Raw genomic sequence first — 26,868 nt, 5'->3', positions numbered from 1 at the left:
TAAGTATTAGAAAAGGTAAAATAAGATGAAAAAAAATCTACTCCAATTATTATTAGACAAGAGCCTTATTACGCAAGAAGAGTATAAAGATGTAAAGGAGATTTCCTTAAGAAACAATTGTAGTGAAGAGCAAATAATTCTACAAGACCTAAAAATAGATTTAAATCAGCTTATTTTAATAGTACAGAAGGATTTTAACATATCTTATACTGAGCTGGAATCTAATAGTAAAAAAAATCAAGCATTTAAACTAATATCCAAGGAGGTAGCTACTAGGTATGGTGTAATACCTTTTTATGATAATAGTGTTGAAGTACATGTTGCTTTTTCAAATCCCTTTGAAATAAAAGTTATCGATGAACTGAAATTTATAACAAACAAAAGAGTCAAAATATTCTTTGCCTTAGCTAGTAATATCTCGGAGGCTATTGAAAACTGCTATGGAAAACAAATTGTGGATGTGGCAGTTGAAGAAATGAGAAAAGAATATATGTTAGAGGAAAGTGAAAAAAATGAAGAAGCACATTCAGAATTATCAAATGAAAATGCACCGGTTATTAGGATAACAAACTCCCTTTTAAAACAAGCCATAAATGCAGAAGCTAGCGATATTCATCTAGAGCCGTTTAAGTATTTTGCCATACTTCGCATGAGAGTAGATGGCATTCTAAACGAAATAAATCAAATTCCATGTAACGTATATAAATCCTTATGTACAAGAATAAAAATAATGGCAAACATGGATATAGCCACTAAATTAGTACCACAAGATGGTAAAATAACAGAAAATATAGATGGAACGGACTACGATTTTAGAGTATCATCCCTACCAACAATGTATGGAGAAAAGCTAGTTATAAGAGTTTTATATAAGTTAGAGAGATTTATTAATTTAGACTCATTAGGCTTTAGTTCTGAGAAAGTTTTAATTTTAAAGGATATATTAAAACTTTCTCATGGAATGATTGTCGTCGCAGGACCTACAGGAAGCGGAAAATCAACCACACTATATGCGCTACTAAATGAAATTAATAGTAAAAGTAAAAATATCATTACCATAGAAGACCCAATAGAATATAATATGCCTAGAATTAATCAAGTAAACGTAAACAATAAAGCGGGGCTTACTTTTTCAACTGGGCTACGAAGCATATTGAGGCAAGATCCAGATGTAATAATGCTTGGAGAAATAAGAGATGAAGAAACCGCACAAATTGCCGTTAGGGCATCAATAACAGGCCACTTAGTATTGACAACACTTCATACAAATGACGCCGTTACGTCCATATCTAGGCTAATAGATATGGGTATTCCATCCTATCTAGCTGCGGATTCATTAGTTGTAATACTAGCTCAGAGATTAATAAGAAAATTATGCTCATTTTGTAAAATGGAATATGAGACTATTAATGGTGAATTTCAGCATTTAGGATTTAATATTGGGGAGAAATTATATAAAGGAGCAGGTTGTAACAAATGTAATGGGACTGGATATAAAGGTAGAACTGTGGTATATGAATTACTAAAATTAGATAGTGTTCATAAATCCATTATAGCAAGAAGCGGCATAAGCGATGAACTTTGGAAATATTGCAATGAAAATAAATCAGATTCCTTTATAGAGAGTTGCAGCGCTGCAGTTCACAATGGCGTAACCTCAATAGAAGAATTTGTAAATGCTACTTATAGTTATAATTTTAAATAGGGCATCTAAAAAAATGGTAAACTTACTAGTTGTTTTTGAGGGTGCTAGTAATAGGTGAAGTATAAAATGATGAAATTCAAATATATGGCTAAAACATATGATGGAATAACAATAAAGGGTACTACGTGCAGTGATAGTATAGAAGAATTAGCATTAGATTTACGGACGAAAGACTTATTTTTAATAAAGTGTAGGAGTATAAAAAAAATAACTGAAATTTCTCCTAAACCTAATTTGAAAACTATAGCTATATTCTGCAAGCAATTCTCAATATGTATTAAGTCGGGCATTCCCATATGCGATATTCTCAATTTGCTTTATGAGCAAATACAGCATAAATCTATAAAAAATAGTCTCCTAAACATTAGAGGAAATGTACAAAAGGGTAATTCACTTCATAGAAGTATGCAAAACACTATAAATGTATACCCTGAGTTTATGATAAATATGATTTATCTAGGTGAAGAGAGTGGGAAGCTAGATATAATTCTAGAGGAATTGGCAGTTTATTATGAAAAAGAGCATAAGCTATTAAAAAAATTCACTAATTCCATGATTTATCCCTGCACAGTATTTGTCACATTAACAATTGTATCGTTTTTTTTATTTATAAAAGTAATTCCAGTATTTATTACAAATTTGAATACTTTCCATGCAAAAATTCCATTAATAACTAGACTGGTTTTAGGGATGAGTAACTTTTTAGCAGCAAATTTTTTATGGGTTTTAATGATAAATTTAACTGCTGTTTTTATTTTAATAGAATATTTAAAAACAGAAAAGGGCAAGATGGTCTTTGATAAATTAAAGTTTAGTTGCCCAATATTAGGGCCAGTATATAAACGTATTATTTACACAAGATTTACTAGAGGTCTTAATATATTACTAACTAGTGGGGTGGGCCTGGTAAGTGCTTTCGAGATAATTCATGATGTTATTGGAAACAGATATTTTAAGCTAAAGCTTAAAACAGTTTTTGATGACATTAAAAAAGGTGGAGATTTATCAAGTTCTTTAAACTCAATGAACCTATTTCCACAATTTTTTATGGCTATGACAAAAATAGGAGAAGAAACGGGTAATTTAGATGAAATGTTTTTAATAGCTGCAGATATATTTTATGAGGATGCAGAGGAAAATGTAGAGAAAGCCACTGCACTACTAGAACCAATTCTAATAATATTTTTAGGGGTTATGATTGGCATAATTATATTGGCGGTAATGCTACCAATGTTAAACGTTATGGATTCCGCGGGTAAATTTTAAAGACATTTCAGAATCAAAGTCTCCATCTTCTATAAGAAGGGGGTAAATTCTTCAACAAAGAGAAAACTTCAGTGGGAGTCTAAATTTCCATCTGAAGTCGTTAATATTGGCGCATCGAAGATGATGATTTAACGATATTTCAGAAGAAAGGTGAATTTATGCGTAGGGGATTTACATTAATTGAGATGATAATAGTTATAGCCATTATGAGTATAATGGCAGGCTGTAGCGTCATTTCTGTAAGGTACTATAAATCAGTAAAAAACAAAGTAGATGCAGATTATTATAGTAATGCAACAGTAGGGTTTATTAATAATTCAAAGATGTATTGTAGACAAAATGCCTGCAGTGCAAAAATAACTTTTGATATAGTGAGGAATGAAATAAATTTAGAAAATGGCCTTAATACCATAAATACGTTGGTATTCTCAAACAAAATAACCTTATATAGTGTTCAAGGTAGGAGAATAAATAGAGATATTGAAATTGATAAGTATGGTTTTAGTAATGATGCCTGCACAATAATATTAAAAGATAATAATTCAATAGAACACGAAATTACAATGAGAGTAGGTACGTCCTATGTCAAAATCAATAAATAAAAAAGGCTTTACCATGCTTGAGGTACTATGCAGCCTAGGAATATTCTCTATCATTTTCATTTGTATGATGTCTTTCGACGTAACTTCTCACAATATAAAAAAGGATATTAAAACTATAAATAATAATGTAACCCTAATGGAGTGCCTTAAAAATAATATTATATATTCTATGACCTTTGAGGAATTAGAAGAGTTAAAGAAAAATAACAGAGTTTTTGTAAATAGTGAAAATATGTATGTGAATAAAATTCAAATAGGAGTAATGGACTTGTTTTCGGACAAGGCAATCCTTACGGATTCCTATATACAATTGAACTTTTTAAAATGTGAATTTAAAGTATATACTTTAAGACTCACCCTACATTCGGGTAGCCCAGAGGAGCTTATCGAATTACAGTGTAATTTCTACAAAGGTGACCATAAATGAAAAAAAGTGGAATTACACTTATAGAAATAGTAATTGTTATGGGCCTGGTATTTTTAATGGTGGGGGTGGTAGATAGTTTGCTTGTCTCTTATTTAAAAAATTATAAAAATAATGTATTAGAAAATAAGGGGTTTAATTATTTAAACGAAGCTATAGCAATAATAGAAAAAGAAGTCAATGAGGATGCCACTGTAGTAAAAACTGAGGATAATATTATTAAAATAAATTATTCCGATGGAAGCACCATAAATCACATAAAATGTGTCAAAAGTAATCTTTATATCTTGTATGGTACAAAATATAGCTTACCTGTGGATAGTTCCTATAAAAGTGTAATTATAGATGATGTGAAAGAATTTGTGGCTAAAAGGACTGGAAGAACTCTTTATATTAAAGTGGGCTGGTACAATGGTCAAACAATGGAGAGGTGTTTAGCAATAGAAAATGCAAACTAAAAAGGGGTTTATATTGGTTTATACTGTTTTAGTAGGAATGATTTGTTTGATTATAATGATGTATATATTTGATATTCAAATGTCAGAAGTAAAGTATTCTACAAGCACTAAAGAATACCTAATAAAAGAGGATAACTATCAAAGATATAGTGAATATTTAATGACACTATTTTATACCTATCTTAATGAAAATAATGAAACAATAAAAAAAACAGGAATAAAGGAGTTCTTTTACAATTCTAAAAGCTACATAGTAAAGTATGAAAAAGCTAAGGTGAGTTATTCTAATATAAGCAATGAATTTATTTTCACAACACCTTACAAGTATGAAGCAAACAGAAATGATTATTTCGAATTACAAGCTATTGGTGAAAGCTATAAGATGGTCTTTATAAAAACAGATTATAAATAAGGTGCCACTCACGTGGCAAGTGGCAAGTTGAAAGAATCTTTAAACAACTGATTATAGTTGTAAATGTGGCGGTGAGTGAAAAATGAAATTTAGAAGGAATATGTTTTTAGAAGTTTCTGCAGAAAAAATTTCAGCTATAGAATTTTCTAAAAGGGTAATATTAAATAGGGTTAACAATATAACTTGTGGAAACACATATCAAATGGATACTCCAAATATAAAAGATTTTGTAATTAATATAAGGAACAAAAACTTATATGTGCTTATTGAAGGTGAGACGATTTATATTAAAATGGTAACCCTACCACTAGTTAAAAAACACCAAATTAATGATTTGATTAAAAATGAACTAAGATATTATTATAAAGATATAGATCATATTTCATTTACATATAAGTTAATTAAAAAAGATAAATTTAATATGGAAATAATGGTTTTTTGCCTTAGTGGAAATAACTTGAATATATTAGAAAGCTGCATTGATAATAATATCAATTTAAAAAAAGTAAACACGATTCAGTTTTGCGTCAAAAGTTACTATTGTAATGAAATCAATGAAGAAAACTATATATTGGGCTTCTATTATAATTGCATTTTATATTTATTAATATGTCATAATAATGAAATTGTGGCTAATACTATTATAAGAGTTGTGGATTTGCTTTTATTTAAATTTTCATATGCAATGAATGAATTTCTAGATAAGTACAATGACCATGCTAAACTATGTAAAACAATATATTATTCAAATGTAGAAGGGTTAAATATAGAAGAATTCCAATATCCTACATTACCTGTGGTAATATTAAGAAATTTAAAACGGGATGACTTGGTAAAATATATAATAATAAAAGGATAGATAGTTATGGCGAAAAAAACATTCATTCCAAATTGGTACGAAGATAGAAAAACTGGAGTATGGAATAAAAAAGTAAAATTATATATTAAAATATCTTTAGTAGTAAATATTATTTTGATGAGCCTCATTTTAAATATTTCTAATGAAAAAAATAATATAGAGAAATATATAGGTGGGGAAAATGAAACTATTAATGTTATAGAAAATATTAAAAAAGATACAAGTATTATTGAAAAATATAGTGAACTCACTAAGTTTTTTGAAGATAATAATTTCAGCTACGAGAATATTAACATTACAAAAGATAATTTGGAAATAGATATTGAAGTTAATGATTATGAGGAATATATTCATGTGATAAGGCGCATGGAAGAGCATTATTCAATTAAAAAATTAACTCCAAACATTAAAAATGAAGGGAAGTTTAACTTTAAAGTTACATTATAGGTATGGTGATGTATAAAAATAGGCAATTAAATAGGACTTTAGTTATTTTACTAATGATAATGGGTATTTTGTCTTTTAAACTTATTTTTGTAATGCATAAAATTAATTGGATTAAAAACCAAAGTCTAGCTGATATTACAGTGGATAAAAAGCTTGTCAATATAGAAAAATATGGATACAGCGACATTTTGGAACTTATAAGAAAAAATAGTAATTTTGGAGTAAAAACTATTAATATGAAGTCGGAGGAGATATGCAATATCCAAGTAGAGTATAATGGAGATATAGGATTATTGTATACATCCTTGTATTCTTTAAATGAAAGCAAGAATATTTTAAGCATAAACAGTATTAATATTAATAAAGCGGAGAAAACTACAACTATAAGTATGGATTTTAAAAAAAACAAGTAAATTATTCACCATGTTATGATTATATATAGTTTTTATGTGGTATATTTATAAAAAGAATAAAGATTATTTAAATATTACATAATTATATTTGCAAATATCATTAAGTTTTGATAAAATAACATTGTTCCACTGTAATGTTTATATTTACTATGATTATAAAAAAAAATTTTAAAAGAATCACTACACATGAAATTTCAATTATAAACGGGTCAATTTAAATTTACTGGGATAAAAAAGATTCCTATAGTATGACTGTAGGAATTGGTATTAATATATCTAATAAGGTTATAATATAATGGGTTAATTGAATTAACAATGAATTTTGGAGGGATACTTAATGATATCAGCAGGTGATATAAGAAAAGGAACTACATTTGATGAGGGTGGACAAGTTTATACAGTAATAGAATTTTTACATGTTAAACCTGGTAAGGGGGCTGCTTTTGTTAGAACTAAATTAAGAAACGTTATTAACCAAGGGGTTACAGAAAAAACATTTAATCCAACTACAAAATTACAAGAAGCAGTTATAGAAAGAAAAGAAATGCAGTATTTATATGCTGCAGATGGATTATACTACTTCATGGATCAAGAAACATATGAACAAATACCACTTAACTACGAAAAAGTTGAAGATGCTATAAAATACTTAAAAGAAAATATGTTTGCTGTAATAAAATTTTATAAGAATGAGGCTTTCTCAGTGGAAGCTCCAAATTTTGTAGAACTAGTTGTAACAGCCACTGAACCAGGTGTTAGAGGGAATACATCTTCAAGTGTAACAAAACCAGCTACTGTAGAAACAGGAGCAATAATCCAAGTTCCAATGTTCGTTAATGAAGGTGAGACTATAAGGATAGACACCAGAAATGGCGACTATATGCTAAGAGTATAAACTACAAGCTATAGATTATATATTTAAAAAGAGCCAATTTGGTTCTTTTTTTTTATTCTTTTTTGGAGATTCATCACATATATTATGTAAAATGAGTCCATTTAAGCTAATAATTTTTAAATTTATATGGAATATTTTATAACAACCCATAATAGAAATTATATATGAGAGGGTGATAAAAATTTTAGTTACAAAAGATTTATTTGAAATATTACCAAAGACTATTAGAAGTAAATTGGAACAGGTTAATAAAATACAGGAGCTGGAAGAACTTAGAATAAAAGTGAACAAGCCTATATTTATTCATATTGGTAATAAAGAAGAAATTTGGGATTATATTGCAACGACAGATGATATTAAATATATAATGCAGAGAATAAGCAATTATTCAATATATGCTTTTGAAGACGAAATCAGGCAGGGATATATAACTATAAAAGGTGGACATAGAGTTGGACTATGTGGGATTTGTGTTATTGAGAACAATAGCATAAAAACCATTAAAGATATATCATCCATAAACATAAGAGCTTGCAAAGAAATTATTGGTTGTGCTGATAAAGTAATGCCGTACATTACGTGCAACAATTCAGTATACAATACAATTATTATATCTCCTCCTAAATGCGGAAAAACAACTCTGCTTAGAGATATTACGCGTCATATATCTCAGGGGGATAAAAATAAAAATTTTAATGGTAAAAATGTTTCCATAATTGATGAAAGGTCAGAAATAGCAGGCTCCTTTAAAGGCATACCACAAATGGAGGTGGGAATGCGAACAGACATACTAGATAATTGTCCCAAGAGCCAAGGGATTATGATGGCCATTAGAAGCATGTCTCCTGATGTCATTGTGTGTGATGAAATAGGCACCCAAAATGATATGGAAAGTATTTTAATGGCATTAAATTCAGGTATTAGTTTAATTACAACTATTCATGGCTTTGGAATTGAAGATCTGTATAAAAGATTAGTTTTTAAAGATATTATGGAGAACTTCGTATTTACAAGAGGCATAGTGCTTTCTAACAAAAGAGGCATTGGTACAATAGAATGCATTTATGATTTTACTAAAGGCACAGATATATGGAGGTCCTTAAATGATTAAATTAATTGCATGTGCTGTGATTTTAGGCGCTTCAACTAGAGCGGGTTTTATATATAGTGAAAGGTTAAAGTATAGAGTTTTTCAGCTAAATGAAGTTCAAAGAGCAATATATCAGCTTCAAAATGAAATAACTTATGTACATGCTCTACTTCCAGATGCTTTTAAAAGTGTAGCACAAAAAAGCAAAGAACCTATACGGGAGCTTTTTAATAAAACCGGTGAATTATTATCTGACAATGACTATGAAAATGTATATGAGGCAATGAATTGTGCAATGAATTTAATAAAGAGCAGGATATATCTAAACCCTGACGATATAAATGTTATTTTGGATTTATCTAAAACTCTAGGAGAGTCTGATATTGAAGGCCAAATCAGTATATTTTCATTAACACTTGCAAATTTAAAAAAACAAATTAAAATATCAGAAGATTTTATGAATAAAAATGTAAGAATGTACAGATATTTAGGTTTTTCTTTTGGGGCAGTGATTGTAATAGCATTAATATAGGGAGGAGGTTTTTTAAGTGTTAGATGTTAGTTTGCTGTTTAAAATAGGGGCAACAGGGATTCTGATAATTATTATTGACAAGATTTTAAAAAGCGGGGGAAAGGAAGACATTGCAGTAGTTGCAAATTTAGCCGGAGTAATATTAATTCTTATGATGGTTATAAATCTAGTAAGCAAACTATTTACTTCTGTAAAAACTTTGTTTCAGTTTTAGCATTAGGGAGATAATAATAGAGAATTGTTATCTCATGGCCAAGCTATTAACTGAGACAAACAAGGAGGGGCATTATGGAAATAATTAAAGTTGTTGCATTTGCTTTCATGGCACTCTTTATAGTACTTATATTTAAAGGCAAGAGGGACGATTTAGCTATTCAAGTAAGCATTGCAGCAGGAATATTAATTTTTTTGTTTATGATAAACAAACTTACAATAATAATGAGTTTTTTGCAAACCCTAGCAAATAAGGCCAACATTGATGTTGTATATTTAAATACAGTTTTTAAAATACTGGGCATTGCCTATTTAGCATCCTTTTGCAGTGAAATTTGTAGGGATGCTGGTGAGAATAGCATAGGGGCAAAAGTTGAATTTGCTGGTAAAATATTAATATTAGTCTTGGCAATACCTATCTTAATGGCAGTAATGCAATCAATTTTAAAAATAATGTAGAGGTATAATATGAAAAAAATAATAATAATTTTATTACTTTTAATATGTTTACCTATTAGTGTACAGGCTACCGAAATAGGTAAAATTGGAGAAAAACAGCAAATGGAAATAACCAAATTATATGATTATATTACTAATATAAAAACAAAGTATGAAATATTTAACGACATGGAACCCAAAGCTTTTGTAGATGGATTTATGAAAACTGGTGAAAATGGTTTTAGTCTTAAAAACATTTCTAATTATTTTATTAAATTTACATTTAAGGAAATTTATGCGTCTATGGAGTTAATTGGGAGTCTTTTGATTATTGCTATTGTTTGCGCACTGCTTAATAATCTCCAAAGTGCTTTTAATAGTGAAAATTTATCCAATATTGCTTATTTTGCCTGTTATGGTGTAATGATCATTTTAATAACTAAAAGTTTTTATATATCAGTAGAGCTGGCTAAAGATACCATTCTTAATATGACAGATTTTATGGCAGCACTTATGCCAGTACTAATGATGCTACTAGCTAGTGTGGGAGGATTTACAGAAGCTACACTGCTCGACCCAGTAATAATGGGTTTTGCTACGATAAGTTCTAGAGTTTATGTAGATATTCTCATACCCATAATTTTTATGAGCTTCGTACTACAATTTGTTAACAATATATCCAGTGATTTTAAAATTAATAATTTAACAAAGCTTTTAAAACAAATTGCTATTTGGGTTCAGGGAATAGTGATGACAGTCTTTATTGGGGTAATTACTTTAAGAAGTATAGCAGCTAAAACTATAGATCAAGTTACTATTAAAACAGCTAAATTTGCGGTAGATAATTTTATACCTGTAGTTGGGAAATGTTTATCTGATGCAATTTCTACAGTAGCTGGATACTCACTTCTTTTAAAAAATGCCATAAGTGGATTGGGACTGGTTATTATTTTAATAATAGTTTTATTGCCAATTATAAAACTGTTAATTATGGCTTTTTTATATAAGGCTACTGCTGCAATAATTGAACCAATAAGTGATAGCCGTACAGTAGATGTTATAAGTTCGGTAGGGGATTCTATTATTCTTTTAATGTCCTGCGTAATATCGGTAAGTGTAATGTTTTTTATAATGGTGGCAATAATAGCTTCTACAGGGAAAGGCATAATAATGGGCTAGAGCAAACCAATCTAAACTTTCAACTGTAAACTTATTATAAAGGGGGTGGTGCTAATTTGATTGAAGTATTAAAAGTCTGGGTAACAAACATCACTATTGCTATATTTTTTATTACTGCAGTGGAGATGATTTTACCAGATAATAATATGAGAAAATATGCTAAGTTTGTGTTAGGACTGTTACTAATTGTAGTAATTATAAATCCTATAATAAAGATTTTCCATAAGGACTTTGATTTTTATTCATATTCCAATAAAGCAACAAATTACATGGAGTCAAGTACTGTGGTCACAGATATGCAAAAGTACAAAGAAAGTAACATACTAAATACAACTGAGAATTTTAAAGTGAATTTAGAGAATCAATGTATTATAAATTTAGAAGAGGCTTATCCAGAAAGTCAGTATAATGCTGATATAGATATTACTTATGATGAAAAAAATACAGTATTCAATATTAATAGAATTGAAATTGGGATTGTAGAGAAAGGGGTTAAAAGTATTAAGAAAATAGAAATTAATACTAAAAGTGTGAATGCATCTAATAAAAACATTTTGCAGGGCGAAGAAGGAAACAAAATAAAGAGGCTTTTAAGTAGTAAATTTAAAATATCTGGTAAAATTATTACTGTTTATAAATTAAATTCATAAAACCAAGGATTAACAATTAGGATATTCCAAAGCATATTAAGGGAGACTAGCATATTTATTATCTATTTATTTAAATGTGCCTGTGATTAAAAATAAGATAAGGGGGATTTTTATGAACAATGGGTCTATGAATAATGATGATTTACTTAGTAAATTTACTGAGTATATTAAAACAAAATTAAATGGTGGTGATGACAAAAAGAAAATTGGAAGCGTTAAAAAATCTGACAAGCTATTAGGAAACTTGGTATTAATGATCTTAATAGCAGTTGTAATAGTACTCGGCAGTAGTTTTTTCAAAAATACAGGTCCAACCTCGGCTGCTTTAGCAGAAACTGAGAAGGATAAAGTTGTAAAAAAGGCAAACATTTCAGGATTAACTGATTATGAATCACAATTAGAAAACAAACTTAAATCCACACTTGAAGAAATTCAAGGAGTTGGAAAGGTACAACTTATGATCTATTTTGAGAGTGGCGAGGAGAGTGTTCCGGCAGTAAACATAAATGATTCTGAAAGTCTTACAGTAGAAAATGATACTGGTGGAGGAAAAAGAAATACCACTCAAAAAAACGACGGAAGAACGGTTGTTATGTCCAATAACGGAAATACAAATGAGCCACTAATAGTAAAAAAATACAAGCCTATTATTACAGGTGTATGCGTAGTGGCAGAAGGATCAAATGAAAAAATAACTGAACTAAGGATTAGACAGGCAGTAATTAATTTATTTAATTTGCCTGAAAATAAAGTTAATGTATATCCTATGAATAATTAGCATATAATTTCTTAGAAAGGTAGATGGGGGGAAATATTATGAATAAAAAACAATCAGGTATAATTGTTACTTTGGTAGTACTTATAGTTATTGCAGGGTACCTTGCAACAAAGGTGAATGGACCGTTATATGTAAATGATAGTGATTTCAATGAGAAGACTGCAATATCTTTAAAAGAAGGCAAAAGTTCTTCAACCTTTTTTACAGAAGCAACATTATCAAGAGATCAAGACAATGCAAAAACTCTTCAAAACATTAAAGCACTAATAGATGACGCTAATACTCCAAAAGAACAAAAGGCAACTGCTGCTGATGAATACTTAGCTGTAGCAACGGCAACGCAGAATGAGTCAGACATAGAACTTGCACTGAAAGCTCAAGGCTTTGATGCAGCACTTTGCAGTATAGTAGATGACAAAGTGGAAATATTTGTTAAAAGTTCAAAGAAGGAGCTTTCAAAAGAAGAGCTTCGTGGTATTCAAGATGTTGTCATGAGTAAAACTAAATTAGAAAAAATCGATGTTAAGATCAAAGAATAGTAATTGTAAATCAAATATTTATCTGCTATAATAAATGTAGCATTATCATGTTTTACCTAAGCTAAACAAGGGGGTACTAATATGGAAGATAAAATTTTAAATGAAACGGAAATGGGTGTTGTTAAAATATCTGAAGATGTAGTTAGTGTTATAGCGGGACTCGCTGTTGCTGAAATACAGGGAATTGTTGGAATGAGTGCTAGTCTCGTTGGTGGAATAACTCAAATATTAAGTGGTAAGAAAAACTTATCTAAAGGCGTTAAAGTCAATGTAGGAGAAAATAGTGCTGTAATTGATTTACACGTTGTAGTTGAATATGGGGTTAAGATTCCAGAAGTAACTGAGAAAGCGCAAATAAATGTAAAAAAATCTGTAGAACTCATGACTGGACTTGCGGTATCAGCAGTAAATGTGTATGTACAAAATGTTGTACTACCTAAAACAGAAAAGGTAGAGGAAATAGAATCATAGTAATAAACACCCTCTCTAATCAGAGGGTGTTTGTACGTTGAAAATATGTAAATTTGGACATAATTATAATTAACTCCATAATAATTTAATTAAACTAAACTTTATATTTTTAACTTGGTTATTATGATATAGGATAGAAAAACTAGGAGGATTACTAATGAACAGAAGAAAGTCAAGAGAAGTAGCAATGAAATTACTTTTTGAAATGTCAATAAATAAAGAGAGTTATGAGGATATAATTGAAAACTTCAAAGAGTATACAGATGTGGATTTAAACGATATTGATATGGAATATATTACAAAGGTATTAGCAGGTATTCATGAGTATGGCGGTGAAATTGATAAAAATATTGAAAAGTATCTAATTAAGTGGAAATTAGATAGACTATCAAAAATGAATTTAGCTATTTTAAGAATTTGTACATATGAAATACTATTTGAGGAAGATATACCGGGTGCTGTTTCAGTAAACGAGGGAATAGAACTTGCTAAAAAATATGGGGAAGATAGTTCGCCAGCTTTTATAAATGGTATCTTAGCAAAAATGATTTAAAATGTTAGAGCCTTTAATGTTAATTATAGAAAAGGCATATTTAAAATAGACTAGTAAGTATGCTAGTCTATTTTATTACTATAAAAGAGGAATTTTAGGATTATAGTTGAAATCTCTTATACAATTAATATTTTAAAACCAAAAGGAGAGGATAATATGGGTATTAAAGTTAATGGTAAAATAATAGTTGAAAACTACAGAAATGAAATTAAGTCAGTTATAAACGAAGGGACTGCGAAAGGCCTCCGGGTGCCTTCAATTAAGACTATTTTGGTAGGAGACGACGGCGGATCCTTGTCATATGTAAAAAGTCAGAATAATCTTTGTGATAAATTAGGCGTTTTATATAGTTGTGTTCAATTAGGTAAAGATGTTGATGAAGTGGATATTATAGATATTATAGAAAAATTCAATGATGATAGTACTGTAGATGGTATTATTCTTCAATTACCACTGCCAAAAAAATTTAATGAGAAAGAAATTACATCTAAAATTTCATATAAAAAGGATATTGATGGATTAACTGATAAGAATATGGGTAGATTTTATAAGGGAGAGAAGTGTTTTATGCCTTGTACCGCTTTAGGGGTCATTGAGATGATAAAAAATACTGGATGCGTTATTAAAGGTAAACATGCTGTTGTTATAGGTAGAAGCAATATTGTAGGGAAACCAGCAGCACAATTACTACTTAATGAAGATGCAACAGTAACTATATGTCACTCTAAAACACTAAATTTGAAGGGAATTTGTAAAACAGCAGATATAATAGTTGCCGCAATAGGAAAACCTGGGTTTGTTACAGGTGATTTTATTAAAGAAGGAGCAGTTGTTATAGATGTTGGGACTACAATGATAGATAATAAAATTACCGGGGATGTAAATTTTTACGATGTTATTGATCATGCAAGCTATGTGACCCCTGTACCGGGTGGAACGGGACTAATGACTACTACAATGCTTATTAAAAATGCTTGCGAAGCATGGAGGAATAATGTTTATTAAAGTAATAACAGTAACTGCCCTTAATGGATATATTAAAAAAATAGTAGATAGTGACTTTATATTAAACAATGCTAATGTAAAAGGCGAGCTATCTAATGTGAAAATACATTCTAGTGGGCACATATATTTTTCATTAAAAGACGCATTTGGAAAGATAAATTGTGTAATGTTTAAGTCACAAACATATAAACTTAAAATCACCCCGAGAGACGGCATGAATGTTATTGTTCGCGGTAAGGTTTCTGTTTATGAGCGTGAGGGAGCATATCAGATTTATTGTGAATCTATAGAGGCAGACGGAGAAGGACAATTGTATTTAGCTTTCCAAAAGCTTAAGGAAAAATTAGAAAAACAAGGATTGTTTGATAACGCGCACAAGAAAAATATACCTTCATTTCCTTTAAAAATAGGAGTAATTACATCGGAAACAGGAGCTGCAATTAAGGATATTATTAATGTAGCCACAAGGCGAAATGCAAAAATCAACATGCTAATATATCCAGCCCTAGTTCAAGGGGTAAACGCAAGCGAGGACATTATAGGCGGCATAAAATATTTTAATAGTACAAAAAATGTTGATTTAATTATTATTGCAAGAGGTGGAGGATCTATAGAAGAATTATGGGCATTCAATGAAGAGAACTTAGCTTTAGAAATCTACAATTCTAAAATACCTATAATTACTGGAATAGGTCATGAAACAGACTTTACTATAGCAGATTTCGCAAGCGACTACAGAGCGCCTACTCCATCAGCTGCGGCTGAGATTGCTGTGAAGAATTTAAAAGAGTTAAACAATGAAATTAACTCACTTAGAGAACTGCTAATTAGATCTGCTCAATTTAAGGTCACCAAGGAATACAATAAAGTTAATTTATTAAATAAATCATTAAAAATAAATAACCCACTAAATTATATAGTTAATCAATATATTCGTATTGATAATTTAAAAGAAAGTTTAAGCTATAAATTTAATTTTGTGATTTCATTAGAAAAGCAGAAACTTTCCAAGTTCAATGCTCTTTTGCAGGCACATAACCCCTTAAATGTACTAAATAAGGGGTACGCACTATTGCAAAATAACGAAAAGGTCATTATTAGTGAAATTAGCAATTTGAAAAATATAAAACAGGTGAAAATTACCTTGAAAGATGGTAGTGCTGAATTTAAAATAAGCGATTTGGAGGAATTTTAATGGCAAAGAAAAAAGAGTCTTATGAAAATATGATGGGAAGACTTGAAGAAATTGTAGATGTTATGGATGGAAATGAAGTTACATTGGAACAAACCATGTCTATCTATGAAGAAGGTATAAAAATCTGCAACAGTCTATATAAAATTTTAAATGATACAGAAGGTAAAATAAAAATACTAACGGCTGAAGGTGAAAAAGATTTTGGTGCAATACCCGAAGTTGAAAATTAATTTAGCGCATGAAAATAAATAACAAGTCAAAATAGATAAGCGTAGCACTTGTTATTTGTTCCATACGCCTTGAACTAAATTATTTCCACATTTTATAGAGAAGAGAAGGGATGAAATGAATATAAAATCCATGAAAGATGTATTAGAACAATGGATAAGTGATTATTTTAATGATAAGCCTGAAATTGATAATAGGAATTTCGAAGCAATGATTTATAGTATAAAAGTTGGTGGAAAAAGAGTCAGACCCATTTTAATGCTTCTTACATATGCTATGTACAAGAGTGATTATAGAGATATAATGCCTTTTGCAGCGGCTCTGGAGATGATTCATACATATTCTCTTATTCATGATGATCTGCCAAGCATGGATAACGATGATTTGCGTAGAGGGAAACCTACAAATCACAAAATTTACGGCGAAGCGATAGCTATCCTTGCAGGAGATGGATTATTAAATGAGGCTATGATAATAATGCTAAACCAATGTTTAGATGGAAATTTAAACAAAATTAACGCAAGCGCTACCATAGCAACTGCTTCTGGATCTCAAGGAATGATAGCTGGTCAAATTTGCGATATTTTAAGTGAAGGTAAAACTATTTCAGAGGAAGAGCTTCTTTATATGCATAGAAATAAAACAGGGCAACTAATTAAAGTGGCAATAGTGAGTGGTGCAATCCTTGCAAATGCACCGATCGAAGATTTAGCTAATTTAAGCGACTTTGGCGAAAAATTAGGACTCGCCTTTCAAATAAAAGATGATATATTAGATGTAATTGGGGATGTGGACGTCCTAGGTAAAAATGTAAAAAGCGATGAATGTAATAATAAAACAACTTTTATAACTATGTATGGCTTAGAAAAATGCAGGGTAAAGTGCAATGATTTAACCCAGGATTGTTTTCAAATATTAAAAAAGCTTGAGGTAAATACAAAATATTTAGAGGAAATAACAGAATTTTTATTGAAAAGAGAATTTTAAAAATATATTAATATATTAAATTGATGATATCATTCTAAAATGACACTAAATTGTTTATTTAAGTGGAAATAGCTTTTGAATTAAATATTATTATATGATATAATGTCCCCATAAATGCGGGCAAAATAAAGTCAATGCCTTAGTAATTTTGGTACATTGCTATTAATAGTTTCTTATATTAATAGGCTATTATAATAAGTTTGTATTGATATTATTTTGGGGGATTTTAAAATATTATAATTAATAAAGAAGGTAGAGATATATGAGTAGAATTTTAGATGATTTTAATGATATAAATGCAGTAAAAAAAATGTCTATAGAAGAATTAAATATTTTTGCAGTGGAAATTAGAAATTTTCTCCTTGAAAAAGTTTCTAAAACTGGAGGGCATTTAGCTTCTAATCTTGGTATAGTAGAATTAACCCTAAGTTTATACAATGTTTTTGATTTAGATAAAGATAAAATAATATGGGACGTAGGGCATCAATCTTACGTACATAAAATTCTTACAGGAAGAAAAGATAAATTTGATACGCTTAGAAATTTTGGAGGACTCAGCGGATTTCCTAAAACAGAAGAGAGTAAATATGATAGCTTTGAATCAGGACACAGTAGTACTTCTATTTCTGCAGGGCTTGGTATGGCAAGAGCTAGAGATTTACAAGGTGAAGATTATGATGTTATTTCAGTAATAGGTGATGGTGCGCTTACAGGCGGCATGGCTTTGGAAGCTTTAAATGATGTAGGATTTAGGAAAACTAAAATGATTATTGTGCTCAATGATAATCAAATGTCTATTTCTAAAAATGTTGGAGGAATGTCTAAGTACTTAAGCGAAATTAGAATAGATCCAACTTATAATAGAATAAAAAAAGAAATAAATTCTACCCTTAGAAAAATTCCTAGTGTAGGCAATGGTATGGTTAAATCAATTCATAAAATTAAGGATGGAATTAAGCAGGTTATTGTTCCGGGGATGTTATTTGAGCATATGGGTATAAAATATTTAGGACCTATAGATGGACATGATATTAAAGCAGTGAGTAAGGTTCTAAAGCTAGCTAAAAATATAGATGGACCAGTAATTATTCATGTTATAACTAAAAAGGGAAAGGGCTATAAATTTGCTGAAAACCAGCCACGTAAATATCATAGCGTAGGTCCATTTAACCCCTTAATTGGAGAGTTATGTGGTAGCTCTAAGGAAAGTTACTCTGACGGATTTGGTGAGCAGATTGTGAGCCTTGCAAAAGAGAACAAAAATATAGTGGCAATAACGGCAGCCATGCCTGAAGGGACTGGGCTAGAAATGTTTTCAAAACAGTTTCCTAATAGATTTTTTGATGTAGGAATTGCAGAGCAACATGCAGTTACTATGGCGGCAGGAATGGCATCACAAGGGTTAAAGCCTATTTTTGCAGTTTACTCTACTTTTCTTCAGAGGGCTTATGACCAAATTGTACATGATGTATGCATTCAAAAGCTACCTGTTATTTTTGCTATAGATAGAGCTGGCATAGTTGGTCAAGATGGAGAAACACACCAAGGCATATTTGATTTATCCTATTTATCTCATATTCCTAATATGACAATTATGGCTCCTAAATGTATAAGTGAATTAAAGTCTATGTTAACTTTTGCAGTTAAACAAGATTACCCAATTGCTATAAGATATCCTAGGGGAGGAGACAATCCCAATATTAGCATGTCCTCTATTCAAAATTTTAAGAGAGGGAAATGGGAAATTCTTTTTCAAGGTGGTAAAATAGCGTTAATAGCTACTGGTAAAATGGTCCAAAATGCTGTTTTAGTTAGAGAAAAACTGAAAGAACTGGGAGTAGAGGCTACCGTAATTAATGCCTGCTTTATTAAGCCCATTGATGAAGCCCTGATTTCAGAGTTAGTCCATAAAAAATATTCCATAGTAACCATAGAAGATAATCTTGTACATGGAGGATTAGGTTCATTAGTATTAGAATATGTAAATTCATTGGATGGGGAAACAAAGGTCATTAATTTAGGGTTTAAAGATGAATTTATTCCTCATGGGACAGTTGATATACTATATAAATTATATAAGTTAGACGTAGATGGAATATTTCAAAGCATTCTAAAGTTAGTCTAAATAACCCACTTTAGTGGACTTGTAAGGAGTTTTTCATGGTAGAGAATAAAGAGAGATTAGATGTTCTAGTAGTTCAAAGGGGAATTTTATTTTCTAGAGAAAGAGCAAAGGAAAATATAATTGCTGGTAATATATTTGTAGATGGTGTTATGACTCGAAAATACGGAAAAAAAATAGATACATCATCCAATATTGAATTTATTGGAGAAGATATCCCTTATGTAAGCCGTGGGGGATTGAAGCTGCAAAAGGCAATAGATTGTTTTGATATTGACCTTAAAGATAAAGTATGTCTGGACATAGGAGCATCCACAGGAGGGTTTACAGACTGCATGCTTGCACATGGGGCATGCAGAGTATATTCTATAGATGTTGGAACAAATCAGTTAGATAGTAGTCTTAGAGGCGACCCCCGAGTTGTGTCATTAGAAAATACAAACATCAGATATTTGTGCCTAGATAGTATAGGGGAACTTGCCGACTTTGCAAGTATTGATGTGTCATTTATATCACTGGAAAAAGTTATCCCTAATTTACTTAATCTATTAAAAGATAATGCCAGTATTGTAGCACTATTAAAGCCACAATTTGAAGTAGGTATAGGCGTTGTTAATAAAAAAGGTGTGGTAAAAAAACAAAGCCTACATATAGAGGTAATAACTAGAGTTTTAAACATATTGGAATGTCTCAATGTAAATGTTATCAATTTAGATTACTCATCAATAAAAGGACCCAATGGTAATATTGAGTATTTAATTTATTTTACAAAATCTAAGGACCACTTTGTAAATTATAATGTGGAAAATATAGAGCTATTAGTTAGGCAGGCCCATGAAAATTTAAATTAGGGGCAATGAGGCAAAAATTAATAGTTGATATTTGCTAAGAAGGGCAAGGAGAAATTATGAAAAGCATTGGCATTAATATAAATACCACAAAGGATAAAGATGGCAAGATAATTAAACATGTAAGAAATATTATTAGCAAATATATTGATGATACTAATATATTTATGTTTAAAGATTCAATTGGCCTTGAAGATATAAAATATAAGGATTTAGATATTATAATTGCATTAGGTGGAGATGGGACGATTTTATTAACATCACGAAATCTAAATAATGCGAGTATCCCAATACTCGGAGTGAATATAGGTAATTTAGGCTTTCTTTCCAGTGTGGAGCTAAGAGAATTTGAAAATGCTATGAAAAGATTTATTGAAGAAGATTATTATGTAGAAGATAGAATGATTCTTAAGTGTACCTTGCCTAATAGAGCAAGCAATGAAGAATATACTGCTTTAAATGATATAGTTGTTTCCAAGGGAACACTAGCAAGAGTTGTTAAATATGAACTTCACATAGATAATAAGTTCTATATTGATTTTGTAGGGGATGGACTTATAATAGCTACACCAACAGGGTCTACAGCTTATTCGCTATCAGCAGGTGGTCCTATAATTTATCCTAATTTAGATGTTATAGCTGTAACGCCTATTTGCCCATTATCACTATCTATGAGAACTATAGTGCTGGACGGTAAAAGTGAAATATCAATAAGCATAAAAAGTGAACATGAAAGCATATTTTTGACACTGGATGGACAACGGGCAATAAAGCTAAATAACTATGAAAAAATATTAGTAAGTGTTTCAGACAAAAAATGTAGATTGGTTAAATTTAATGATTATAATTATTTTGAAATTTTAAGAAAAAAAATAATTTCTAGAACCACAGATTGTGAGGGAGAGAAAAATGAAGATTGCACGTCATGCGAAAATAATTGAGATCATTCAGTCTAAAGAAGTTGAAACTCAAGAGCAGTTAGCTGAAGAACTAAGAAGTAAAGGCTTTGATATTACTCAAGCAACCGTATCTAGAGACATAAAAGAACTAAAATTAATTAAGGTAATGAATTCACATGGGACTCACAAATATGCTACTATTTCTCCAGAGGATAGCTTCTTATCAAATAAATTGGTTAATATTTTTTGCCAAACCGTGCTTTATGTTGACAATGTAGATAAATTTATAGTATTGAAAACTATATCTGGATCTGCACCAGCTGCTGCTGAGGCTTTAGATTCATTAAAATTCAATGGTATTGTAGGAACTATAGCTGGAGATAATACTGTTTTTATTTTAGCTAGAAATGAAGAAGATACAAAAGTGATAGTCCAAAAAATTAAAAAAATGATTAACGAATAGGGGGAGTCAGTATGCTCCTACAATTAAATATCATAAATTTTGCTTTAATTGAAAATTTAAGTATTAATTTTGATGGAGGATTTAACGTGCTTTCTGGTGAAACGGGAGCAGGAAAATCAATTTTGATTGATGCTATAAATTATGTGCTAGGGGGAAAATTTAATAAGAACACAATTCGAACAGGGGAAGACAAAACTTATGTTGAGGCTATCTTTACCATCGATAATAAAAATAACAAAGATGCACTAGATGATATGGAAATTGATTATGAGGACATGGTAATTGTAAGTCGGGAAACCTTTCAATCTGGAAAAAGTATTGCTAAAGTTAATGGTAAATCATTGCTACTTTCAAAGGTTAAATATATTAGTAAGACATTACTAGATATTCATGGCCAACATGATAATCATAATTTATTAGATAGTGTTAATCATATATTTTATGTGGATTCCTTTGGTGGGGATAAGATCAATGAGGTTCTTGCAGGATATAATGATAAATATGCAAGGCTTACCCAGATTAAAAATAAGATTCACAAACTTGAAGGAAATGAAGGACAACGTGCTAAGAGAATTGATTTTTTGAATTACCAAATAGAAGAAATTAATAATACTAATATCAAAATTGGTGAAGATGAAGAACTTTTAGAAAAGTATGCTATCATCAGTAATGCAGAAAAATTGGAGAAACATCTATCAAAAAGCTACGGATTGTTATATATTAGCGATGAGGAAAATACTTCTGTTTTTTATAATTTAGCTATTGCTATTAAGGAACTCCGAACCATAGAAAAGCATATGGAAAAGATAAAGACAATTACAGACTCTATAGAAGAAAGCTACTATAATATAGAAGAAAACATTACAGACCTCAGAAACTTAAAAGAAACAATCTACTATGATGAAAGTGAATTGGAATATTTAAATAGCAGAATAAGCCAAATTAACATTTGCAAAAGGAAATATGGAGCCACTATTGAAGAAATTTTTGAATATAAAGAAAAAATTGAAGCTGAGTTTGAAGAATTAACTAATAGTAGTGAAATAATTACTCGTCTTAAAAATGAAAAAATAGTTTTAGAGCGTGAAATGAGAATTATAGGGGACGAGATTCATGGAATTAGATGTGATATTTCAAAAGAGCTCCAGGATAAAATAAAAGATGAATTAAATTATATTGGACTTGAAAAAAGTAAATTCTACATAGAGGTAAAATTAGAAGACGAATTTTATGAAAACGGATGTGATAAGGTTCAATTTTGTATATCTACTAATCCCGGAGAACCACTGAGCCCACTAGAAGCTATTGTGTCTGGAGGAGAATTGTCACGTATAATGCTTGCACTGAAAACTGTGTTCGTCGATAAGGATGAAATACCTACTGTTATATTTGATGAAATAGATACTGGTATTAGTGGTAGAATTGCACAATGTGTTGCGGAAAAAATGTATTTAATATCTAAAAATCATCAGATATTCTGCGTAACTCATTTACCTCAAATAGCTAGTATGGCGGATACAAATTATTTAATATCTAAAAATGTTATAAATGATAAAACTTATACTAGTATTATAAAAATGAATGATGGTGAAAAACAACAGGAAATAGCCAGAATGATAGGTGGGACCGAGGTTACGAAATTAACTTTAGAAAATTCTAAAGAAATGATAAATATGGCCAAAAATCAAAAGTAAATTTAGTTTTTGTTTTTAAAAATAATATAGTAATAAAAATATGTTTTATAGGGAAAAATAAAATCATCAATGATGTTAAATGCATCATTGATGATTTTTTTTATTATTAGTTATCTTTTCGGAAAATATAGTAAGCTTGAAAATCCTATTTCTATATATAATAACAAATTTGCCACTATGAAATTTATAAAAAAATGTGAAAATAATTGAAATGAAGAATAATTTATTTAATTTATGATAAATTAGTTTTCAATCTATTTGTTTAACTATTATTGAATTAATGTTATAGCATAATGTAAAGAAGTCGAGGGTAACTTAAAGTTATAACTATAAGAGATAAGGAGGTAAAGCACATGAAGAAGAGATTTAATTTAATATGTTGGATTATGACACCTCTAGTAATTATTGCTTTAAGTGGATACTTTAAAACACAAAATAACCTTCTTGCTAAATTTGATAGACCTATTGGAGGCGTATATTTTAGCCAAATTGCAAAAGTGGATCAAGGTAATGCAGAAATCATGGTTTACCCAGGAGGACAACCAATTGGTGTTAAATTGAATATTAAAGGTGTCCTAGTAGTAGCTTTATCTGATATTGATAGCAGTAAGGGGAAAATAGCAAGTCCTGCGGCAACTTCAGGTGTGCAGATAGGAGATAGTATAATAAAAATAAATGATATTGAAATAAATCGTGCGGAAGATGTAACGAGATTTGTTAATAGGGAAAATAATTCTTATATTACCTTAAAAATACAGAGAAAAAATAATTTAAATACCTTTGATATAAAGGTTAAACCTACAGTGGATTCTAAAGATGGGAAAAGAAAAATTGGATTATGGGTAAGGGATTCAACGGCAGGTGTAGGAACATTAACACTATATGATGATAAAACTAAAAAATTTGCGGCTCTTGGCCATCCCATTACAGATGCAGATACAGGAACGATTTTAAGTGTTAGTAATGGAGTAATTGTATCATCTAATATCGTATCTATAAAAAAAGGAACAAGAGGAAATCCGGGAGAATTAAGAGGCCTTTTTATAGATGAAAATAAAACAAAAGGACAAATAATAAAAAATACAGAATGCGGTATATTTGGGAACGGAGCTAAAAGCCTTATTAATAGTAAATTTAATAAGCCTATGAAAATTGGTTTAAGAAATGAAATTAAAGAAGGTAAAGCTGAAATTCTAACTACTATAAACGGAACTGAACCTGAATTGTTTCAAATAGAAATTCAGAAACTATTACCTCAAAATACATCTGGATCTAAAAGTATGATTATTAAAATTACAGATTCTAGACTTCTAGAAAAAACTGGAGGTATAGTGCAAGGTATGAGCGGTAGTCCGATAATTCAGAATAATAAAATTATTGGAGCGGTTACTCATGTTTTAATTAATAAACCTGATATGGGGTACGGAATATATATAGAATGGATGCTTAAAGATGCTGGCATAATATCAAAATAACTAGCAATTTTAAAAAAAAAGAGGTAAAATAGAGATTAACAGGTAAAGGATAGCAAATGCTATCTTTTATTTTACAAATAATAATAAATTTTTATTTATTTGTAATTTTTTTCAATATTAGAAGGAATTAAAATTCTTTTGTCGAATTTATAATTTGTTAAGTTATGGAAACGGTAATTTATTTGTAAGGGGGAGTTATAATATGGAAGAGCCTAGAATTAGTGTGCTTATTGCAGATGATAATAAAGAATTCTGTAATATATTAAATGATTATCTGTTAAGCCAAAGGGATATTGTAGTTACAGGCATTGCAAAGGACGGAATAGAAGCTCTTAAACTAATAAAAGAGAGAAAACCTGATTTAGTAGTATTAGACATAATAATGCCTCATTTAGATGGTCTTGGTGTTCTAGAAAGATTAGGCAGCATGGATCTTGATCCGATACCTAAAATAATAGTATTATCTGCGGTAGGTCAAGATAAAATTACACAAAGAGCTATTACTTTGGGAGCAGATTATTATGTAGTAAAACCTTTCGATATGGATGTTTTTACAAAAAGAATAAGACAGATGTTTAATAATACAATTTCTAGTGATCATAGCAAGAAATCAATTTCTTTTATTGACACAACTGAACCTAGAAAAACCAGTCGAAATGAACCAATGGATTTAGAAGCTGAAATCACAAGTATAATTCATGAAATTGGTGTACCAGCTCATATTAAAGGATATATGTATTTAAGAGAAGCAATTACTATGGTAGTAAATGATATTGAACTCTTATCTGCAGTAACAAAAGAGTTATATCCATCTATTGCTAAAAAATTCAATACAACTGCTAGCAGAGTAGAGAGAGCAATAAGGCATGCTATAGAAGTAGCATGGGGACGTGGTCAAGTTGAAACTATAAATAAGATATTTGGGTACACTATACACAATGCTAAAGGCAAACCAACAAATAGTGAATTTATAGCTATGGTAGCTGATAAGTTAAGATTACAAAACAGAGTAAGTTGATAAGTGATACAACCTACGTGCACTATGCATAGGGTTGTATTATTTTTTTAACGAAAATACAAATTACAAAAACTATAAAAGCAATATAAAATTATTTGTTAAAAATGTTAAACTAAGTATGCATATAACCCCCTTTATTATCATAAATATGAAATAAGTTATAATATTCATTTTATAATTATTTACTTTTAATTTTACAATTTATTATGAGTACTGATTAATAAGAAAAATGATAAACAAAGGGGGAATAAGTTATGTCATCTAATACACTAATAAGTAATATAAACAAACATATACAAGAAAATTTCTGGCTATATATTATAAGTATTCTTTGTGTATTTACAGGTATAATATTAGGAATCTATAGTGTGAAATACATGGGGGAGATTGAAAAAAATGATTTAGTAAATTACTTGATGAATTTTATCGACCCTTCAAATACAAATGGGATTAGTTATAAGTTAATATTTTTTCAATCACTTAAAAATAATCTACCTGTGATTATTTTTCTTTGGTTTTTAGGTTTAACCATTGTAGGAATACCAATAATCATAATTATTGATTTATTGAAAGGATTTACAGTTGGATTTACATTTAGCTTTATGATTAGCGGTCTTGGAAAAAGCGGTATTGGAATTGCAGCACTAGGGGTTCTGCCTCAAAATTTGATCTATATTCCATGCGTTATCTTTGCATCTGTTGTATCAATGGAATTTTCTATAATGTTACTTAAAGATAAGTTTAATAAACAATGGACAAGTAGTATATCTAGCAGAATTATGTATTATAGCGTAATATTTATTGTAATAATAGCATTCTTGTTTATAGGGATAATTATAGAATCCTATATTGCACCATATTTTATTAAACATCTTATTAATAATTTGGGAAGCGTAAGTAAATGAGGCATAAGGAATTATTGCGTTTTGTAATGCTAACGATAAAATGCTTTGTAATTTTACTAGTAATTGGAGTTTTCTTACCTAAAGCTGTGGAGTATTTACTTCAAA

The 26,868-nt window shown here is 29.8% G+C and carries 32 protein-coding genes; all 32 read left to right on the top strand.

What is annotated here, in order from left to right; translation table 11 throughout:
• Nucleotides 1-25: 25 nt before the first annotated feature.
• Nucleotides 26-1,705, top strand: coding sequence for a GspE/PulE family protein (locus G9F72_RS16960; protein ID WP_164955813.1), 1,680 nt, complete (start codon nucleotides 26-28; stop codon nucleotides 1,703-1,705).
• 66 nt (nucleotides 1,706-1,771) lie between these two features.
• On the top strand, nucleotides 1,772-2,971 hold the full coding sequence (locus tag G9F72_RS16955) for a type II secretion system F family protein (protein ID WP_164955812.1): 1,200 nt from the start codon (nucleotides 1,772-1,774) through the stop codon (nucleotides 2,969-2,971).
• Between the two features lie 158 nt (nucleotides 2,972-3,129).
• Entirely contained in the window at nucleotides 3,130-3,573 is a 444-nt protein-coding gene (locus G9F72_RS16950) for a Tfp pilus assembly protein FimT/FimU (protein ID WP_164955811.1), read from the top strand.
• The gene (locus tag G9F72_RS16945; RefSeq protein WP_164955810.1) at nucleotides 3,554-4,000 is read left to right on the top strand and encodes a prepilin-type N-terminal cleavage/methylation domain-containing protein; all 447 of its coding nucleotides are present in this window, start codon (nucleotides 3,554-3,556) and stop codon (nucleotides 3,998-4,000) included. Before G9F72_RS16950 ends, G9F72_RS16945 begins: the two co-directional genes overlap by 20 nt.
• The gene (locus G9F72_RS16940) at nucleotides 3,997-4,455 is read left to right on the top strand and encodes a hypothetical protein (protein ID WP_164955809.1); all 459 of its coding nucleotides are present in this window, start codon (nucleotides 3,997-3,999) and stop codon (nucleotides 4,453-4,455) included. Before G9F72_RS16945 ends, G9F72_RS16940 begins: the two co-directional genes overlap by 4 nt.
• Nucleotides 4,445-4,867, top strand: coding sequence for a hypothetical protein (locus tag G9F72_RS16935; RefSeq protein WP_164955808.1), 423 nt, complete (start codon nucleotides 4,445-4,447; stop codon nucleotides 4,865-4,867). Before G9F72_RS16940 ends, G9F72_RS16935 begins: the two co-directional genes overlap by 11 nt.
• Before the next feature lie 82 nt (nucleotides 4,868-4,949).
• Nucleotides 4,950-5,726, top strand: a complete 777-nt coding sequence (locus tag G9F72_RS16930) for a hypothetical protein (RefSeq protein ID WP_164955807.1) — start codon at nucleotides 4,950-4,952, stop codon at nucleotides 5,724-5,726.
• A gap of 6 nt (nucleotides 5,727-5,732) precedes the next feature.
• Entirely contained in the window at nucleotides 5,733-6,173 is a 441-nt protein-coding gene (locus tag G9F72_RS16925; RefSeq protein ID WP_164955806.1) for a hypothetical protein, read from the top strand.
• Between the two features lie 2 nt (nucleotides 6,174-6,175).
• Nucleotides 6,176-6,586 (top strand): hypothetical protein, encoded by a 411-nt coding sequence (locus tag G9F72_RS16920; RefSeq protein ID WP_224676153.1) that lies wholly within the window; start codon nucleotides 6,176-6,178, stop codon nucleotides 6,584-6,586.
• A 337-nt stretch (nucleotides 6,587-6,923) separates the two neighbouring features.
• Nucleotides 6,924-7,481, top strand: a complete 558-nt coding sequence (gene efp, locus G9F72_RS16915; protein ID WP_124997840.1) for an elongation factor P — start codon at nucleotides 6,924-6,926, stop codon at nucleotides 7,479-7,481.
• Between the two features lie 175 nt (nucleotides 7,482-7,656).
• On the top strand, nucleotides 7,657-8,592 hold the full coding sequence (gene spoIIIAA / locus G9F72_RS16910; protein ID WP_164956073.1) for a stage III sporulation protein AA: 936 nt from the start codon (nucleotides 7,657-7,659) through the stop codon (nucleotides 8,590-8,592).
• The gene (spoIIIAB, locus tag G9F72_RS16905; RefSeq protein WP_164955804.1) at nucleotides 8,585-9,103 is read left to right on the top strand and encodes a stage III sporulation protein SpoIIIAB; all 519 of its coding nucleotides are present in this window, start codon (nucleotides 8,585-8,587) and stop codon (nucleotides 9,101-9,103) included. Before spoIIIAA ends, spoIIIAB begins: the two co-directional genes overlap by 8 nt.
• A 16-nt stretch (nucleotides 9,104-9,119) precedes the next feature.
• Entirely contained in the window at nucleotides 9,120-9,317 is a 198-nt protein-coding gene (gene spoIIIAC / locus G9F72_RS16900) for a stage III sporulation protein AC (protein WP_164955803.1), read from the top strand.
• Nucleotides 9,318-9,391: 74 nt separating this feature from the next.
• Nucleotides 9,392-9,775 carry a stage III sporulation protein AD gene (gene spoIIIAD, locus G9F72_RS16895; protein WP_164955802.1) on the top strand — a complete coding sequence of 128 codons (384 nt, stop codon included), beginning with the start codon at nucleotides 9,392-9,394 and terminating at the stop codon, nucleotides 9,773-9,775.
• A 9-nt stretch (nucleotides 9,776-9,784) separates the two neighbouring features.
• A complete protein-coding gene (spoIIIAE, locus tag G9F72_RS16890) occupies nucleotides 9,785-10,933 on the top strand; it encodes a stage III sporulation protein AE (RefSeq protein WP_164955801.1) in 1,149 nt (382 codons plus the stop codon).
• Nucleotides 10,934-10,989: 56 nt separating this feature from the next.
• Nucleotides 10,990-11,583, top strand: a complete 594-nt coding sequence (gene spoIIIAF, locus G9F72_RS16885; RefSeq protein ID WP_164955800.1) for a stage III sporulation protein AF — start codon at nucleotides 10,990-10,992, stop codon at nucleotides 11,581-11,583.
• 112 nt (nucleotides 11,584-11,695) lie between these two features.
• A complete protein-coding gene (gene spoIIIAG, locus G9F72_RS16880) occupies nucleotides 11,696-12,361 on the top strand; it encodes a stage III sporulation protein AG (protein ID WP_224676152.1) in 666 nt (221 codons plus the stop codon).
• Between the two features lie 38 nt (nucleotides 12,362-12,399).
• Nucleotides 12,400-12,900 carry a SpoIIIAH-like family protein gene (locus tag G9F72_RS16875; RefSeq protein ID WP_164955799.1) on the top strand — a complete coding sequence of 167 codons (501 nt, stop codon included), beginning with the start codon at nucleotides 12,400-12,402 and terminating at the stop codon, nucleotides 12,898-12,900.
• Between the two features lie 81 nt (nucleotides 12,901-12,981).
• The gene (locus G9F72_RS16870; protein ID WP_164955798.1) at nucleotides 12,982-13,371 is read left to right on the top strand and encodes an Asp23/Gls24 family envelope stress response protein; all 390 of its coding nucleotides are present in this window, start codon (nucleotides 12,982-12,984) and stop codon (nucleotides 13,369-13,371) included.
• A 157-nt stretch (nucleotides 13,372-13,528) separates the two neighbouring features.
• Nucleotides 13,529-13,924 carry a transcription antitermination factor NusB gene (nusB, locus tag G9F72_RS16865; RefSeq protein WP_164955797.1) on the top strand — a complete coding sequence of 132 codons (396 nt, stop codon included), beginning with the start codon at nucleotides 13,529-13,531 and terminating at the stop codon, nucleotides 13,922-13,924.
• Between the two features lie 156 nt (nucleotides 13,925-14,080).
• Entirely contained in the window at nucleotides 14,081-14,929 is an 849-nt protein-coding gene (locus G9F72_RS16860; RefSeq protein WP_164955796.1) for a bifunctional 5,10-methylenetetrahydrofolate dehydrogenase/5,10-methenyltetrahydrofolate cyclohydrolase, read from the top strand.
• Nucleotides 14,919-16,124, top strand: coding sequence for an exodeoxyribonuclease VII large subunit (gene xseA / locus G9F72_RS16855; protein WP_164955795.1), 1,206 nt, complete (start codon nucleotides 14,919-14,921; stop codon nucleotides 16,122-16,124). The genes G9F72_RS16860 and xseA overlap by 11 nt, the downstream gene beginning before the upstream one ends.
• Nucleotides 16,124-16,354 (top strand): exodeoxyribonuclease VII small subunit, encoded by a 231-nt coding sequence (locus G9F72_RS16850; RefSeq protein ID WP_164955794.1) that lies wholly within the window; start codon nucleotides 16,124-16,126, stop codon nucleotides 16,352-16,354. Before xseA ends, G9F72_RS16850 begins: the two co-directional genes overlap by 1 nt.
• A 115-nt stretch (nucleotides 16,355-16,469) precedes the next feature.
• Nucleotides 16,470-17,339: a polyprenyl synthetase family protein gene (locus tag G9F72_RS16845; protein WP_164955793.1), complete on the top strand. Its 870-nt coding sequence runs from the start codon at nucleotides 16,470-16,472 to the stop codon at nucleotides 17,337-17,339.
• 262 nt (nucleotides 17,340-17,601) lie between these two features.
• Nucleotides 17,602-19,464 carry a 1-deoxy-D-xylulose-5-phosphate synthase gene (dxs, locus tag G9F72_RS16840; protein ID WP_164955792.1) on the top strand — a complete coding sequence of 621 codons (1,863 nt, stop codon included), beginning with the start codon at nucleotides 17,602-17,604 and terminating at the stop codon, nucleotides 19,462-19,464.
• 35 nt (nucleotides 19,465-19,499) lie between these two features.
• Nucleotides 19,500-20,312 (top strand): TlyA family RNA methyltransferase, encoded by an 813-nt coding sequence (locus tag G9F72_RS16835; protein ID WP_164955791.1) that lies wholly within the window; start codon nucleotides 19,500-19,502, stop codon nucleotides 20,310-20,312.
• 56 nt (nucleotides 20,313-20,368) lie between these two features.
• Nucleotides 20,369-21,250: an NAD(+)/NADH kinase gene (locus G9F72_RS16830; protein ID WP_164955790.1), complete on the top strand. Its 882-nt coding sequence runs from the start codon at nucleotides 20,369-20,371 to the stop codon at nucleotides 21,248-21,250.
• Nucleotides 21,219-21,671, top strand: a complete 453-nt coding sequence (locus G9F72_RS16825) for an arginine repressor (RefSeq protein WP_164955789.1) — start codon at nucleotides 21,219-21,221, stop codon at nucleotides 21,669-21,671. Before G9F72_RS16830 ends, G9F72_RS16825 begins: the two co-directional genes overlap by 32 nt.
• Before the next feature lie 11 nt (nucleotides 21,672-21,682).
• Nucleotides 21,683-23,365, top strand: coding sequence for a DNA repair protein RecN (gene recN / locus G9F72_RS16820; protein ID WP_164955788.1), 1,683 nt, complete (start codon nucleotides 21,683-21,685; stop codon nucleotides 23,363-23,365).
• Between the two features lie 353 nt (nucleotides 23,366-23,718).
• On the top strand, nucleotides 23,719-24,840 hold the full coding sequence (gene spoIVB / locus G9F72_RS16815) for a SpoIVB peptidase (RefSeq protein ID WP_164955787.1): 1,122 nt from the start codon (nucleotides 23,719-23,721) through the stop codon (nucleotides 24,838-24,840).
• A 202-nt stretch (nucleotides 24,841-25,042) separates the two neighbouring features.
• A complete protein-coding gene (gene spo0A, locus G9F72_RS16810; protein WP_164955786.1) occupies nucleotides 25,043-25,858 on the top strand; it encodes a sporulation transcription factor Spo0A in 816 nt (271 codons plus the stop codon).
• 254 nt (nucleotides 25,859-26,112) lie between these two features.
• The gene (gene spoIIM, locus G9F72_RS16805; RefSeq protein ID WP_164955785.1) at nucleotides 26,113-26,763 is read left to right on the top strand and encodes a stage II sporulation protein M; all 651 of its coding nucleotides are present in this window, start codon (nucleotides 26,113-26,115) and stop codon (nucleotides 26,761-26,763) included.
• Nucleotides 26,764-26,868 lie beyond the last annotated feature (105 nt).

Origin of the sequence: Clostridium estertheticum (assembly GCF_011065935.2) — a bacterium.
Lineage (GTDB): Bacteria > Bacillota > Clostridia > Clostridiales > Clostridiaceae > Clostridium_AD > Clostridium_AD estertheticum_A.
This window is presented reverse-complemented; position numbering and strand designations above follow the sequence as displayed.

What these genes read in the sequence shown, in the direction of transcription:
- G9F72_RS16960 (WP_164955813.1), top strand. Translation starts at nt 26, where the DNA reads ATGAAAAAAAATCTACTCCAATTATTATTAGACAAGAGCCTTATTACG.
- G9F72_RS16955 (WP_164955812.1), top strand. Translation starts at nt 1,772, where the DNA reads ATGATGAAATTCAAATATATGGCTAAAACATATGATGGAATAACAATA.
- G9F72_RS16950 (WP_164955811.1), top strand. Translation starts at nt 3,130, where the DNA reads ATGCGTAGGGGATTTACATTAATTGAGATGATAATAGTTATAGCCATT.
- G9F72_RS16945 (WP_164955810.1), top strand. Translation starts at nt 3,554, where the DNA reads ATGTCAAAATCAATAAATAAAAAAGGCTTTACCATGCTTGAGGTACTA.
- G9F72_RS16940 (WP_164955809.1), top strand. Translation starts at nt 3,997, where the DNA reads ATGAAAAAAAGTGGAATTACACTTATAGAAATAGTAATTGTTATGGGC.
- G9F72_RS16935 (WP_164955808.1), top strand. Translation starts at nt 4,445, where the DNA reads ATGCAAACTAAAAAGGGGTTTATATTGGTTTATACTGTTTTAGTAGGA.
- G9F72_RS16930 (WP_164955807.1), top strand. Translation starts at nt 4,950, where the DNA reads ATGAAATTTAGAAGGAATATGTTTTTAGAAGTTTCTGCAGAAAAAATT.
- G9F72_RS16925 (WP_164955806.1), top strand. Translation starts at nt 5,733, where the DNA reads ATGGCGAAAAAAACATTCATTCCAAATTGGTACGAAGATAGAAAAACT.
- G9F72_RS16920 (WP_224676153.1), top strand. Translation starts at nt 6,176, where the DNA reads ATGGTGATGTATAAAAATAGGCAATTAAATAGGACTTTAGTTATTTTA.
- efp (WP_124997840.1), top strand. Translation starts at nt 6,924, where the DNA reads ATGATATCAGCAGGTGATATAAGAAAAGGAACTACATTTGATGAGGGT.
- spoIIIAB (WP_164955804.1), top strand. Translation starts at nt 8,585, where the DNA reads ATGATTAAATTAATTGCATGTGCTGTGATTTTAGGCGCTTCAACTAGA.
- spoIIIAD (WP_164955802.1), top strand. Translation starts at nt 9,392, where the DNA reads ATGGAAATAATTAAAGTTGTTGCATTTGCTTTCATGGCACTCTTTATA.
- spoIIIAE (WP_164955801.1), top strand. Translation starts at nt 9,785, where the DNA reads ATGAAAAAAATAATAATAATTTTATTACTTTTAATATGTTTACCTATT.
- spoIIIAG (WP_224676152.1), top strand. Translation starts at nt 11,696, where the DNA reads ATGAACAATGGGTCTATGAATAATGATGATTTACTTAGTAAATTTACT.
- G9F72_RS16875 (WP_164955799.1), top strand. Translation starts at nt 12,400, where the DNA reads ATGAATAAAAAACAATCAGGTATAATTGTTACTTTGGTAGTACTTATA.
- G9F72_RS16870 (WP_164955798.1), top strand. Translation starts at nt 12,982, where the DNA reads ATGGAAGATAAAATTTTAAATGAAACGGAAATGGGTGTTGTTAAAATA.
- nusB (WP_164955797.1), top strand. Translation starts at nt 13,529, where the DNA reads ATGAACAGAAGAAAGTCAAGAGAAGTAGCAATGAAATTACTTTTTGAA.
- G9F72_RS16860 (WP_164955796.1), top strand. Translation starts at nt 14,081, where the DNA reads ATGGGTATTAAAGTTAATGGTAAAATAATAGTTGAAAACTACAGAAAT.
- xseA (WP_164955795.1), top strand. Translation starts at nt 14,919, where the DNA reads ATGTTTATTAAAGTAATAACAGTAACTGCCCTTAATGGATATATTAAA.
- G9F72_RS16850 (WP_164955794.1), top strand. Translation starts at nt 16,124, where the DNA reads ATGGCAAAGAAAAAAGAGTCTTATGAAAATATGATGGGAAGACTTGAA.
- G9F72_RS16845 (WP_164955793.1), top strand. Translation starts at nt 16,470, where the DNA reads ATGAATATAAAATCCATGAAAGATGTATTAGAACAATGGATAAGTGAT.
- dxs (WP_164955792.1), top strand. Translation starts at nt 17,602, where the DNA reads ATGAGTAGAATTTTAGATGATTTTAATGATATAAATGCAGTAAAAAAA.
- G9F72_RS16835 (WP_164955791.1), top strand. Translation starts at nt 19,500, where the DNA reads ATGGTAGAGAATAAAGAGAGATTAGATGTTCTAGTAGTTCAAAGGGGA.
- G9F72_RS16830 (WP_164955790.1), top strand. Translation starts at nt 20,369, where the DNA reads ATGAAAAGCATTGGCATTAATATAAATACCACAAAGGATAAAGATGGC.
- G9F72_RS16825 (WP_164955789.1), top strand. Translation starts at nt 21,219, where the DNA reads ATGAAGATTGCACGTCATGCGAAAATAATTGAGATCATTCAGTCTAAA.
- recN (WP_164955788.1), top strand. Translation starts at nt 21,683, where the DNA reads ATGCTCCTACAATTAAATATCATAAATTTTGCTTTAATTGAAAATTTA.
- spoIVB (WP_164955787.1), top strand. Translation starts at nt 23,719, where the DNA reads ATGAAGAAGAGATTTAATTTAATATGTTGGATTATGACACCTCTAGTA.
- spo0A (WP_164955786.1), top strand. Translation starts at nt 25,043, where the DNA reads ATGGAAGAGCCTAGAATTAGTGTGCTTATTGCAGATGATAATAAAGAA.
- spoIIM (WP_164955785.1), top strand. Translation starts at nt 26,113, where the DNA reads ATGTCATCTAATACACTAATAAGTAATATAAACAAACATATACAAGAA.